The following is a 13786-nucleotide window of genomic DNA, read 5'->3' on the forward strand; positions in this document are numbered from 1 at the left end:
AGGAGGTCAGGAGAGTTCAATCTCGGCATGCCATGACACAATCGGCGCGCGTGCCCGGCTACATGATTGGGCAGAACAGGAAACGACGACGTGAGATCAGTCGGTGCGCAGCGCCGTCATCGGATCGATCCGCATGGCCCGTCGTGCGGGCACGAAGTTCGCCAGGCCGGCGGCAATGGCCATGGCCGTGAAGGCCAGGCCCCACGCGACCGGATCGAGCGGCTGCACCCCGTAGAGCAGGCCGCGGAGCGCGAACGCCACCACCGCGGCCAGGGCGCCGCCCACGATCAGCCCAATCGCCACAATCGAGAAGCCCTGGCGCATGACCATGCCCATGACCCGCTCCGGCCGGGCGCCAAGCGCCATGCGGACGCCGATCTCGCGGGTGCGCCGCGCCACCGAAAACGCGATCACACCGTAGAGCCCGATCGCCGCCAGCAGCGTGCCGAGGCCACCGAACGCCGTGGCCAGCATGGCGCCGACCCGCGCCGGCATCAGGCTGAGCCCCAGGTTCTGCTCCATGGTGTTCGCCGACGCGAACACCAGGCCCGGCTCCATCGACAGCAGCTCGCGCCGCAGGTCGTTGACCAGCGCCGTCGCGTCGCCATTGGTCCGCGCCAGCAGGAAGTTGTAGCGGCTCGCCCGCTGCGCCTCGGCGAAGTAGACGAACGGCGACGCCTGCTCGAGCACGCCGTGGCGCTTGTGATCGCGGCTGACGCCGACAATGCGGTAGGTGCGCTGGTTGGTCGGGTTCTGAAAGGTGTGCCCCACGGCCGACTCGTTCGGCCAGTACTTCCGCGCCATGGTCTCGTTGACCACGGCCACCTCCGGGCCGCCGGCGATGTCGGACGCCGCGACGTTGCGCCCCTCGATGACCGGCACGCCCAGCGTGGGCAGGTAGCCCGGAGACACCGCCACGTTCTCGATGATCTCGCCGCGCTGGCCTTCGGTGTAGGTGCGGTTGTCGATGCGCATTTCCTGCTGGTTGAAGTTGAACGTGAACGGCAGCGTCGGCGACACCAGCCCGGCCGACGTCACGCCCGGCATGGCGCCGACGCGCGCCAGCGCCTGGCGCCAGAACTCGAGGCCGCGCTCCGGCTCGTAGCGCACCATGTCGGTATCGACCGCAACGGCGGCCAGCCCTTTGGTCTCGAAGCCGACATCGGCGCGTTGTGAAGCGCCCAGGCTGCGCAGCAGCAGGCCGGCCACGACCAGCAGGACGGCGGTGAGCGCCACCTGCGTGACGACCAGCGCGTCGCGCAGCGCCCAGCGGCGGCCACCGACCTTGGTGGACGGGGCATCGCCCCGCAGGTCCGACACCAGGCTGGGCGACGACGCCTTGAGCGCCGGCAACAAGCCGGCCAGCAGGCCCGTGCCGACGGCGATGAGCAGCGAGAACGACAGCACGCGCGCGTCGATGCGGAGGTCGAAGGCGACGTTGACCGGCAGCGGCAACGGCATGGTCTGCATGCCCTGCACGAGCGCCCACGCGAGGCCGGTCGCGGCGACCGCGCCGAGGAGGCCCAGCAGCAAGCCCTCGACCAGCAGTTGCTGGATCAGCCGCGCGCGGCTGGCGCCAATCGCCAGCCGCACGCTGATCTCACGACGTCGCGCCGAGGCCCGGGCGAGCAGCATGCCGGCCACGTTCGCGCAGGCGATCAAGAGGACGAGCCCAACAATGCCCATCAGGCCCGCCGCGCCTGCCGAGAGCACGCCGCCGGCCTGCGGCACGAGCAGCCGCACGTCCTCGGTCGGCACCGCGGCCATCTTGCGGTCCTTGTTGGTCACCGGGTTGGCGGTCTCGAGCTGGGATCCGATCAACGCCACGTTGGCGTGTGCCTGCGCGACCGAAGTGCCGGGCTTCAGACGGCCCTTGATGAACATCCAGCGCATGCCGCGGCGCTCGAGGCGCCTCGTGCCGATCGGTGACGGCACCGAATCGGTGATGCCGGCGGGCTCCACTTCTTCCACGTGCTGCACGGGCAGCCACAGTTCAGGCGTCAGTAGCGGCACCACGCCCGTGAACGACGGCGGCGCCACGCCCGCAATGGTGTACGGCAGGCCGCGCAGCGTGAGGGACTTGCCGGCGATCGCCGGGTCGCCGCCGAACTCGCGCTGCCACATGTGATGGGAAATCACCACCACGCGCGCGGCCGACGGTGCATCGTCGGATGGCACGAGCAGCCGGCCGAGGAACGGCTGCACGCCGAGCAGCATGAAGTGATTGGAGGTGACCACCTGCCCGAGGGTGATGCGCGACCGGTCGCCCAGGCTGAGCGGCGCCATCATCGGGCTGTAGCCCATCATGTCGGTGAAGACCGTGTTCCGCGCCTTCAGGTCCTGGAAGTCGGCATACGACGAGGTCGCATACTCGTCACCGTCGCCGCCGGTGGTGAACACGTCCACCAGCGACCCCGGGTCGGTGACGGGCAAGGGACGAAACAGCAGGGAGTCCACCAGCGAGAACATCGCGGTGTTGACGCCCACGCCCAGGCCGAGCGACAGGATGGCGACCGCTGAGAAGCCGGGGCTCCTGGCCATCCACCGGAGCGCGTATCGAAGGTCCTTGAGGAGGGTTTCCACGTCTCCTTAGACGACGCCGGTGTACTGAAGTTCAGGTTTTGGTGCCAGAAGGCCGGCGCTTCAGTGCCGGCCCTCACGCCTTGCGATACCGCCGTCCCGCGCTGCCCGACATGCGCTTGACGATGCCCTTGGGGACGACGCCCATCAGCCAGAGCAAGAGCCTGTAAATGCGTCCGTTGACGAACACCGGGTCCCCGCGCATCACGGCCTCGTAACCCTCGCGGGCGACGTCGGCTGCGTTCAGCCACGCCATCTTCGGCACGCTGTGCATCTGCTGCCGGGTGCCGGTCACGTCATGGAATTCGCTGTAAGTGAAGCCGGGGCACACGGCCGTGACGTTCACGCCCTTCGACGCGTTCTCGGCGGCCAGCGCTTCCGAGAATCGGATCAGGAACGCCTTCGACGCGCCGTAGAGCGTATGCCCGGCCGGCGCCGGCACCAGGCCGGCCACCGAGGCGATGTTGATGACGCGGCCCCAGCCCCGCTCGATCATCGGCGGCAACAGGCGATACGTGAGGTCGCACACCGCGGTCATCATGATCTGCATGAATCGCTGGTGGTCTGCCCACGGCACGTTCACGTAGCTGCCCGGCACGCCGTAGCCGGCGTTGTTGATCAGGAAGTCGATCCGCAGTCCCTGGGCGCGCACGGCCTCGGCGATGCGCGCCGGGGCGTCCGGCTCCGCCAGGTCGGCGACGACAACGCAGGTGGGGATGCCGTGCCGTTGGGTCAGCTCTCGAGCGAGGTCGTCGAGCCTCTCCCGGCGCCGGGCAGTCAGCACCAGCCCGTAGCCCTTCGCCGCCAGCAACTCGGCGAACGCCTTGCCGATGCCCGCCGACGCGCCGGTCACCAGCGCGGTCTTGCCATCCCCTTCTCGTGCCATGCCCGAGTATAGAGGGGGTCCGGCTAAAGCCGGACGCAACATCGCCGCCGAAGGTTATGATGAGTGACCCCTGCCGGAGGAACCCAATATGCGCCTGACCCGTGTCCTGCTCGCCGTCGTCACTTCCGTCGCGTTGACGGGATGCATCAACAGCACCACCCTCATCAAGCTGAACGCCGACGGCAGTGGCACCGTGGAACAGACCACGCTGATGAACATGGGCGCGCTCAAGGCCATGGTGCCCGGCGCCGACAAGCAAATGGGCGGCGCCGTCGTCAACAGGGCCGACCTCGAACGCACCGCGGCCCGCATGGGCAAGGGCGTGCGGCTGGTATCGGCCGAACCGGCGAAGGGCGCGACCGGCTTCGAGGGCTCCAAGGCCATCTTCGCCTTCGACGACATCAACCAGGTCCAGGTGGCCCAGGGGCCCAGCATGAGCGGCGGCGTCGGCGGCAGCGTCCCGGCGGAGCCAAGCGCCAACGACCCGGTCAAGTTCAAGCTGACGCGATCGGGCGGCACCTCGACCCTGACGATTGCGTTCGTGGACAAGCCGGGCAACGTCAACGTGAACCAGGGCACCGACAGCGACATGCCCGACCTCACCAACCCGATGATGATGAACATGATCAAGAGCATGTTCGCGGGCTTCAAGATCAACATCGACCTCGAAGTGGCCGGCAAGATCGTGAAGACCAACGCCGAATACGTCACCGGGTCGCGCCTCACGCTCCTCGAAATGGACATGGAGGCGCTGCTCGCCGACGAAGCCAAGCTCAAGGCCCTGCAGGGCAAGCTGGGCGCCAACGCGTCGCTGTCGGCGGTGAAGCCCTACTTGAAGGACATCAAGGGCATCAAGATCGACGGTCCAACGATTAGCGTGGAATTCAAGTAGCGTTACTGTCCGGGCCAGCGGCCGGGCGTGTAAGCCACGCCCGCCGCTTCCATCTGCTGCTCGAACTTCTTCAACTCCGCTTCGAGCGCCCGGAGCTTCGTAATCTCGGCGGACAGCTCATCGAACGCAATGCCGTAGTTCAGCTGCTGCGTGCCGGTCGGCCCGCCCGACAGGCCGCGGGCGCCGGCCGCGGCGGAATTCACCCGTTGTTGAATGGATGACGGCGATCCGGATTCAAGGCCGCGCAGGGTCTCGTCACCGCGCAGCTTGCGCAGCACGGCCAGCACGCGCTGATCGAACCGCGCCGCTTCGTCCAGCATCTTCAGGTCGGCCGGCGAGTCCACCAGCGCGCGCCGAATCGCCGTGGTCCGCGTCCGCAGGTTGTTGGCCTGCTCGAGCGCGCCGGTGAACGACCGCTGGAGCTTCGCGACCTTGTCCTGGTAGTCGGTCGCGGCGGCACGGGCCGCGGGGGGGACCGCCGATGCGGGGTCGGCGGCCACCGTCAGCGTCTGCTCCGCGCCAAGCGAGGTCAACGCGCCACCCACGCGCCGCGAGAGCGACACTTTGTAGGTGCCCGGCGGCACAAACGCACCACCGCCGGTTCCGCCCTGAAACACCGGCGGGGCCTCGTCATCGTCGTTGCCACCACCACCACCACCACCGCCGCCACCGAAACCGCCACCGCCACCCGTGGTGGCCGGGACGCCGCGCAGGTTCCAGACGTACCGGTGAATGCCGCGCGTGCCGGGCACGGTGAGCCGGCGGACGACCTTGCCGGACGAGTCGGCGACGGTGAGGAAGGTCTGCGGCGCTTCTTCATCCGCTTCCGCGGTGAGGTCGGCCTGTGACGGATAGGGCGGCGTCTCCTTCTTCTGCTCCGCGGCGCGGGCCGCGTCCTGGCGGCGCTGGCGCAGCGTCTTCGGCGCGTCCTTCAGCCAGTAGGTCATCACGGCGCCTTCGGGCAGGTTCTCGCCCATCCACAACTGCTCGCCTTGCGAGCCACGGGCGCGGCCGCTCTCGGGAACCGCCAGCATCGCCGTCCTGGTCGTGAACAGGTGCGCGTCCTTCTGGAAGACCGCCGCATTGACCTGCCGCAGCGCCGAATAGTCGTCCAGCACGTAGAAGCCGCGGCCGAACGTGGCGAGCACGAGGTCGTTCTCGCGCTCCTGGATCGCCAGGTCGCGCACCGCGATGGTCGGCAGGTTGGTCTTCAGCCGGATCCATTTCTTGCCGCCGTCGGTCGTGACGAACAACCCGAACTCGGTGCCGCAGAACAGGAGGTCCGGGTTGACGTGGTCCTCGGCAAAGGCGAGGGCCGGACCGTTGGCGGGCAGGTCGCCGGCGATGTTGGTCCACGTCGCGCCCTTGTTCGCGCTCTTGTAGACGTAGGGCTTGAAGTCGCCGTTCTTGCTGTTCTCGTAGATCGCGTAGACGACGTTCTCGTCGATCTTCGAGGCGAAGATGCGCTGCACGTAGACGCCGTGCGTCTTGTAGTCGGGCAGGCCGGGCGGGTTCTCGCTCTTGCGCCAGGTGGCGCCGCCGTCGTAACTAAACTGGATCAGGCCGTCGTCGGTGCCGACATAGAGGAGGCCTTCCCGCTTCCGCGACTCGGCCAGCGTCGAGATGTTGCCCCACGTCGCGGTCGATTGATGCTGCGCGATCGCCTCCGGCGGCCACACCCGGCCCATCACCGGCAACAGGTTGCGGTCGGTCTGCCGCGTCACGTCGGGGCTGATCGCCTTCCAGTTGTTGCCGCGATCGTCGCTGCGGAACAACTTGTTGGCGCCGAAGTACAGGCGCGACGGGTTGTGCGGGCTGATGATGAAGGGCGATTCCCAGTTGAAGCGCAGCGGCGGCTCGCCCTTCCCTTCCACCGGCTTGATGTTGACGCGCTCGCTGGTGCGGCGATCGAGACGGACGATGCCGCCGTACTGCGACTCGGCATAGACGATGTTCGGGTCGGTGGGATCGACGCGGGCGACGAAGCCGTCGCCGCCGGTGACGATGAACCAGTCGTTGTTGGTCGGGCCCTGCGGACCGCGCGACCGCGAGGGGCCGCCCAGCGTGCTGTTGTCCTGGGTGCCGCCGTAGATGTTGTAGATGGGTGACGCGTTATCCACGTCGACGTTGTAGAACTGGGTCACCGACAGGTTGGTGAAGTGTCGCCACAGGCGGCCGCGGTCCCACGTCTCATACAACCCGCCGTCGCACCCTTCGAGCAGGTGATCGGTATTGTCGGGATCGATCCACACGTAATGGTTGTCAACGTGCTTGGCGCGCTCGCCCAACCCGCGGAAGGTCCGTCCGCCATCGTCCGACACCTGCGTCTGCACGGTCGGGACGTACAGGCGCTCGGGGTTCTTCGGGTCGGCGTGAATGTTCTTGTAGTACATCGGCTGCGCCGGCACGTCGCCGCGGCGCACCCAACTGTCGCCGGAGTCGAGCGAGGCGAAGATGGCGACCGACCCGGTGGCGGGCTCGACCTTGGCGTAGACGAGGCCTGGCTTCGCCGGCGAGAACGACAGCACGATGCGGCCGAGGTCGCCCCCGGGCAGGCCTTCGCGCACGCGACGCCACGTCTTGCCGCCGTCGGTGGACTTGTGCAGCCCGCTCTCGGGGCCGCCGTGGATCAGCGTCCAGGTGTGCCGGCGGCGTTGGTGGGCCACGGCCAGCAGCACGTCGGGATCGTTCGGATCCATGGCGACGTCGCTGATGCCGGTGTTCTCGCTGATTTCCAGGACCTTCGTCCAGTTCTTGCCGCCGTCGCTGGTCTTGTAGAGGCCGCGGTCGCCGCCCGCGGTCCACAGCGGGCCGTAGGCGGCCGCGAACACCACGTTCGAGTCGCGCGGGTCGATCACGATGCGGCCAATGTGCTCGGAGGCCTTGAGGCCGAGGTTGCGCCACGTGCGCCCGGCATCGTCACTGCGGTAGATGCCGTCGCCGTAGCCGACGCTGCGCTGGTTGTTGGCTTCGCCGCTGCCGACCCAGATGGTGCCGGGGTTCTTCTGGTCGATGACGACCGTGCCGACCGAGTAGGAGCCCTCGTTCTGGAACACCGGCGTCCAGGTGGTACCGGCGTTGGTGGTCTTCCACACGCCGCCGGAGGCCACGCCGACGTACCACGTCTGCTTGTCGCCGGGATGAACGGCGATGGCGCTGACGCGGCCCGACATCAGCGCGGGACCAACCGCGCGCAGGCGGAACCCGGCGAACGTCGCGGCTGAGAACGGATCCTGATCCTGGGCCAACAGGCCGAATGACGTGAACAGGAACACGACGACGAACAGGACTCTCTTCATCAGGGTGCCAATTCCAATCACCTCGAAGGTCGAGGGGCGCGACGTGGGGCGCGGTGCCGATGGCGCCGCTAGGCGATCGCGCCCCGCAAGTATCGGGCGACATCGCCGATGAAACGATGGACCGACGCCTCGGTGATCCGGTGCCCCACCAGCGCATCCACCGCGCTGCCGACCACGCCCAGCGGCGTATCGTAGCGGCCCATGAAGTCCAGCTGCGTTTCGGTTGCGGTGAGCGGGTAGATCGCGAGCACCGCGGTCATCAACGGAAACCAACGCGGATGCTTCGCGGCTTCCCACGACACCGGGATGCGAGTGACCGGCCCGCCGTGCGGCCCGGTGGTGTCAGTCTCGATGGCGCCGATACTGAAGACGATTTCGGCGGCGACGTCGAGGCCGCCGACCGTGACCCGCAGTTCTGCCGCCAGTTCCTGCGCCCGGCCGGCAGCGGCCCGCGTCGCGGCGGCGAAGATCGCGTTGGGATCGGCGACGAGCGCCTCCCGCACCCTGGCGTAGGGATGATTGACGTAGTCGTAGCTCCGAATTTCCTGGCGGGCCATAGCACCTCTTGGGTGGAATCCGGGCCATCATACTGCGCCGCCGCCTCAGGTGGTGACGCGCACCAGTTCCTCGATCGTCGTTTCCCCGAGCAGGACCTTCTCCAGCCCGTCCTCGAACATCGTGCGCATGCCATGGCCGATGGCAGTGGTGCGGAACAGCGAAGCGTCAGAGCGTGTGGAGATGAGCTGGCGAATCGCCGCGTCGATCTCGAACAGTTCGCAAATGACAATGCGTCCGCTGTACCCGGTTCCGCCGCACCGGCCGCACCCGCCGCCGCGGAAGAGCCTCAGGTTCTCCGTATTCTTGCCGGCTGCGGTGACGAGGCCCCGTTGTTGGAGCGCCGGCAGAGAGGCGGCGAACTCCGGCCGGCGCAGAACCGCCGCGGACAACGCCTCGTCGGGCGCGACGCTCTGGCGGCAGCTCGTGCAGATGCGGCGCACCAGGCGCTGCGCGACGACCAGCGTCAACGTGGAGGCGAGCAGGTAGGGCTCCACGCCGATGTCAATCAGGCGCGGAATCGCCGTCGTCGAATCGTTGGTGTGGAGCGTCGAAATCAGCAGACGGCCGACGAGCGCGGCCCGCACCGCGATTTCGGCCGTCTCGCGGTCTCGAATCTCGCCAACCATGATGATGTCGGGATCCTGACGCAGGAGCGCGCGGAGGCCGCCGGCGAAGTCGATGCCGGCCAGCGGGTTGACCGACACCTGGGTCACCCGCGACATCGAATGCTCCACGGGGTCTTCGATCGTCGAGATGTTGACCATGCTCATGCGCTCGGCGGCCAGGCGCGCCAGAACCGCGTACAGCGTGGTGCTCTTGCCGCATCCGGTGGGGCCGGTCACCAGCACCATGCCGAACGGCCGCAGGATGTTGCGGGAGACGATGGCCAGGTCGCGCTCGCTGAAGCCGAGCCCTTCGAGGTCGAGCGTCGCGCTGCTCTTGGGGAGCACGCGCATCACAATCTTCTCGCCCCACTGCGTCGGCAGCGACGACACTCTCAGGTCGAACCGCATCGAGCCAGCCGTCCCTTCGAAGCGGCCGTCCTGTGGCGACCGCCGGTCGTCGATGCGCATCCCGGACAGGGCCTTGATGCGGGCCGCCAGCGGTCCGATCGTGGCGGGCGGCGCGCTGATGACCTCCCGGAGGACGCCGTCGACACGGAAGCGGATGAGGGTTTCGTGCTCGTAGGGCTCGATGTGGACATCTGATGCCGCGGTGACCGCGGCGTATTCGAGGATGTGCGTCAAGAGCTCGATCGGCGTCGACTCGGCGCTCGTGGTCGCCGACGCATTCTCCGCCGTGGCGCGCTTGAGGAGGTCGAGCAGGTCGCCTCGATAGAGCAGCAGTGCCCGATCGATGCTGTCGGGCGACGCGAGATACGGCACCACGGCCCGGTGGCTCAGCTGTTCCAGCTCGGCGATCTGCCGCTTGTTGCGCGGATCGGCCATCGCCACCGCCAGCTTGTCGCCGACGACGTCGAAGGGGATCAGGTGATGGGATCGCGCGTACTCGCCGTTCACGAGGTGGAGGGCGTCGGGTTTGACGTCGGACACCCGCAGCTCGGTAAACTCCACGCCCCAGGTGTCGGCCAGCTGCTCGAGGATGAACCGGAGCGGTACGCGGCCCCGCTCGGCGAGTGCCTCTTCCAGGGGCACCCGCATCCGGGTGGCAATGCCCTGAGCGGCCGCGAACGCCTCGGCGCTGATCACCCCGAGCTGGTCGACCAGCAGCGCTCGGAATTCGTCCTCGGTGGCGCGCAGGCCGGCCGCCATCACGCCTTCGCGGCCAGGGCGCGATCGACCTCGGCCACGAGCTCCACCAGGGAAATGTTAGCCTTGACGAGGTGGGCGATCGCGCCCGCCGCCAGCGTCGCCTCGCGGTCGTGGTCCTGGCCGAGGTTGCTGAGGACAATCACCGGGATGGCCGCCGTGTCGGCGTCGGCCTTCAGCGTCCTCAGCACTTCGAAGCCCTGGATCTTGGGCATGATGAGATCGAGCAGGATGAGCTCCGGCTTTTCGGTGCGGACCAGCCGCAGCGCCTCCTCGCCGTCGGCGGCCGTCACGACATGATAGCCGCGGCGCGTCAGCGAGGTCTGGGCCGCTTTCCGAAGAAAGTGGTCGTCTTCCACGAGCAAGATTCGGCGTGCGGGCGTGGACGTCACGTTCTCACTCACGGGTAGCCTCCGGGGCAGTGGCGGGCGCCGGCGCGGCCGGCAGCACAAAGGTGAAGGTGGAGCCCCGGCCTTCCACCGACTCGCACCAGACGCGGCCGCCCGATCGTTCGAGGATAAGCCGCGCGAGGTAGAGCCCGAGACCGGTTCCTTCGGTGTTCATGACCGAGGCGTTTTCGGCGCGATAGAACTTCTCGAACAGGTGAGCCTGCGATGCGAGCGGGATGCCGATGCCGGTGTCGTGCACCGCCCACTGCACCAGGTCGCCGCTCGGTTGCATCGACACGGTGATCGTCCCATCGGGCGGCGTGTACTTGATGGCGTTCGACAACAGGTTCATGATCACCTCGCGCACCAGCTTCCGGTCGCCGTAGGCGAGGGGCGCCGCGGCGGCGCCGGGCACGGTGATCTGCTGGTTCTTCGCGCGGATGAGGGGGGTCACCTCGTCGACCACCTCCGTCGTCAGGCCGGCCAGATCCAGGGGTTCGGGGCGCACCACGAGCCGTCCGCCCTCGAGGCGTGAGACGGCCAGCAGGTCGTTGACGAGCGTGATGAGGCGTTCGGCCGCCGCGCGCGCGTCGGCGATGAACGAGGCCGTGTCATCCGACAACGTCTGGTCCTGTCCCGTCAACTCGAGCAGCCACCGGATGCCGGAAAGCGGCGTGCGGAGCTGGTGGGTCACGAAGGAGACAAAGTCGGCCTTCATCTGCTCCGCCCGCTTGCGCTCGGTGATGTCCTGGCCCTGAGCGATGGTGGCGATGACGGCGGTTCGGTCCCCGCTGCGGATCTCGGCCGAGTTCCAGAGCGCAATCCGGATCGTCCCGTCCTTTCGCAGAATCGGAATCTCCGGGGATTCAATGTCCTCGCTGCCCGCCGAGTGCACGATCTTGGCGATCGATTCTTCCCGGCCGCTGGCGGGAAAGAACAGTCCCAGCTCCTGGCCGATGGCCTCGGCGGCCGGGTAGCCCGTCAGCCGCTGGCAGGCGCGGTTGAACCTGGTGATCCGGCGTTCCGAATTCCACACGATGATCGGCGCGTTGGCGGACTCGAACAGGTTATCGAGGTAGTCTCCCGCCTCCCGCAACTGGTCGACCAGCCTCTCCTTTTCCCGGAGGTGTTTCGCCTTCTCCGCGATGACGACTTCCTGCCGCGAGTTCCGGTAGATCGAGAGAATCACGAAGCCGACCACCGTGCCGACGACACCAAATAGCGCCAGGGTCTTGATCGTGGTGGTCCGCATGAACCCCGTGATGTCGTCCCGTGGGACGTTCACCACGACAATCCACGAAGCGTTCTGAAAGTTCATCGGCGCAAAGGCCGCGACCCGGCTGTCTTGCGCTTCGATCTGATATTCCGAGGTGCCCATCTTCGTCGCCAGCATGTTCTGCGCATAGTCGAAGGAGACATGGCACTGGCGGCAGTCCTCGCTCGTGTCGCGGATGTTTTGCGCCACCATCTGCGGATGCTCGGATTGCAGGAGCAGCGTTCCGCCGTCATCCATTACCCAGATGCGCGACGGTTGATGGCCGATCGCAGGTGAGCCCCCGAGTGAGCCCTCGACGAGTCCCTGCAAGTCGACCGTCAGCACCAGTAACCCGGCGAAGGTCGCGCCGGATCCCGACCCACCGGCGGCGTCAGCTTCCCGATAGAAGGGAGCCGCGAGGAATAGCCCCATCGCTCCCGGCTCCGTTGCCGGCACGCCGCGGTTGCCTGGCGTCTCGACAACGACCCGGACCGCTCCCTTGTTGACCGGCTCCCTGGCCCAGGCCTGAACGTCGGCGCCAATCCGGGGCGACCCCGTGGCGCCGCCGGTTGTGGAATAGGCGACCCTCCCCAGTTCATCGAGGATGGAGATGTCCTGGACATACGCCGCCTTCAAGAGGCCAAAGGTTGCCTGGACGTCGGCGGGCATCGCCTTGACGTCGAGGTCGCGCATTGACGAGAGCGAGAAAAGGCGGCGAATGTCGAAGGTGCGGGCATCGAGATACGACTCGATTTGCCGGGCGGCCTGCCGGGCGATCAGGAGTTGAGACGCGTTGAACTGCGCGATGACCTGTGACTTGACGTCCTGTTGCAGGTAAAAGGCGAGGAGCGCACCGGCCAGCAGCATGCCGGCTACCAGGACCAGCGCGGAGAGGTGTCTCTTCATAAAGTCAACCGTCTCAGGCCGACCGCGTACGGGCCCACCCGCATGTTAGTCCCAAACCGCCGGCGGCGAGCACGGGGGCCCGGTTCGGGCCCGTGCTCTGCCTACGCGAAACAGAGCAGGCGGCCTTCGGTAGACCCGATTACGATGCGGCCGGCAGCAAGGGCGGGTGACGCACTGAGGGCAGCGCCTTCATCGTGTTCCCATGCGACCTTGCCGCTGGCCAGATCGAGCGCGTACAACCGGCCGTCGTTCGAGCCGACGTAGACGCGGCCGGCGGCGATCGCCGGCGACGAGTCGATGCGGGCGCGGGTCATGTGGGTCCAGCGGGCCTTCCCCGTTTTCGCGTCCAGCGCGTGCACCATGCGGTCCCGGCCGCCGAGGACCACCGTGCCATCCACGACCGCGGCGGATGAATAAAAGGGAAACTTGCGATCGGGATGCTCGTACCGCCACAGCACCTTGCGAGACGCGAGGTCGAGCGCGAGCACCTGGTTGTCGAACGTGCCGAAGTAGGCCACGCCATTGACCATGGCCACCGACGCGCCGGTGTACGCCGTGGCGGAGGTCGACACTCGTTCCTTGCCGGTCTTCACGTCGACCGCATGGAAGATCTCGTCACAGCCGGCAAAATGCGCCACGCCGTTGACGATGCACGGCGTGCCGTGGACGTAGTTCTCCGTGCCATACACCCAGACCTGCTTGCCGGTGGCGGCGTCGAGGCCGTACAGCTTGCCGTCGTACGATCCCATCAACAACAGCTCGCCGGCGACGACCGGCGACGACTTGATCTCGGATTGGGTCTTGAACGTCCACAGGGGCTTGCCGTCGGCGATGTTCACCGCGTGGACCACGCCAATCAGGTCACCGATGAAGACGCGGCCGCCCGCCACCGTCGGCGACGATTCGCCGATGGCCTCGCCGGCCTTGTACCGCCAGCGCAGCTTGCCGTCGGCCAGCCCCACCGCAATCAGCTCGCCGGTCGCCGTCCCGACGTAGACCACGCCGTCGACGATGGCCGCCGACGAATCGAACGCTTCCCCGCCCTCCCACGCCCACGCCAGTTTCGGGGCCGGGGCGATGGTCGTGGACGAGACGCCGGTGAGTGAGGGGGAACCGCGGAACTGGACCCAGCGATCCGCAGGAGAGATAGCGGGCGCCTGGGCCCGCAGTACACGGGGCGCTATGGTCAGCGCCCCGCAGGTGAGCAAGAAATCGCGGCGATTCACGGTGGTCTATGGACGCATGGTCCGGC

General features: G+C 67.6%; 9 protein-coding genes. 1 reads left to right on the forward strand and 8 read right to left on the reverse strand.

Annotated elements, in window-relative coordinates:
• Positions 1–96: 96 nt before the first annotated feature.
• Positions 97–2583, reverse strand: coding sequence for an ABC transporter permease (locus tag WC815_13650; protein ID MFA5909818.1), 2487 nt, complete (start codon positions 2581–2583; stop codon positions 97–99).
• Between the two features lie 73 nt (positions 2584–2656).
• On the reverse strand, positions 2657–3466 hold the full coding sequence (locus tag WC815_13655; protein ID MFA5909819.1) for an SDR family oxidoreductase: 810 nt from the start codon (positions 3464–3466) through the stop codon (positions 2657–2659).
• A gap of 88 nt (positions 3467–3554) precedes the next feature.
• On the opposite strand from WC815_13655, the gene WC815_13660 reads away from it, so the two are divergent.
• Positions 3555–4358, forward strand: coding sequence for a hypothetical protein (locus WC815_13660; GenBank protein MFA5909820.1), 804 nt, complete (start codon positions 3555–3557; stop codon positions 4356–4358).
• A gap of 2 nt (positions 4359–4360) precedes the next feature.
• Here the strand turns inward: WC815_13660 and WC815_13665 are convergent, their stop codons facing one another.
• The 6 genes from WC815_13665 to WC815_13690 form a co-directional block, all read right to left on the reverse strand.
• Positions 4361–7657 carry a hypothetical protein gene (locus tag WC815_13665; GenBank protein ID MFA5909821.1) on the reverse strand — a complete coding sequence of 1099 codons (3297 nt, stop codon included), beginning with the start codon at positions 7655–7657 and terminating at the stop codon, positions 4361–4363.
• Between the two features lie 68 nt (positions 7658–7725).
• Positions 7726–8214 carry a hypothetical protein gene (locus tag WC815_13670; protein MFA5909822.1) on the reverse strand — a complete coding sequence of 163 codons (489 nt, stop codon included), beginning with the start codon at positions 8212–8214 and terminating at the stop codon, positions 7726–7728.
• A gap of 45 nt (positions 8215–8259) precedes the next feature.
• Positions 8260–9987, reverse strand: a complete 1728-nt coding sequence (locus WC815_13675) for a GspE/PulE family protein (GenBank protein ID MFA5909823.1) — start codon at positions 9985–9987, stop codon at positions 8260–8262.
• On the reverse strand, positions 9987–10388 hold the full coding sequence (locus WC815_13680) for a response regulator (GenBank protein MFA5909824.1): 402 nt from the start codon (positions 10386–10388) through the stop codon (positions 9987–9989). The genes WC815_13675 and WC815_13680 overlap by 1 nt, the downstream gene beginning before the upstream one ends.
• Positions 10381–12534: an ATP-binding protein gene (locus tag WC815_13685; GenBank protein ID MFA5909825.1), complete on the reverse strand. Its 2154-nt coding sequence runs from the start codon at positions 12532–12534 to the stop codon at positions 10381–10383. Before WC815_13685 ends, WC815_13680 begins: the two co-directional genes overlap by 8 nt.
• Before the next feature lie 101 nt (positions 12535–12635).
• Positions 12636–13760: a PQQ-binding-like beta-propeller repeat protein gene (locus WC815_13690; GenBank protein ID MFA5909826.1), complete on the reverse strand. Its 1125-nt coding sequence runs from the start codon at positions 13758–13760 to the stop codon at positions 12636–12638.
• Positions 13761–13786: the final 26 nt, after the last annotated feature.

This window comes from Vicinamibacterales bacterium (assembly GCA_041659285.1).
In the GTDB taxonomy this organism is placed as follows: domain Bacteria; phylum Acidobacteriota; class Vicinamibacteria; order Vicinamibacterales; family UBA2999; genus 12-FULL-67-14b.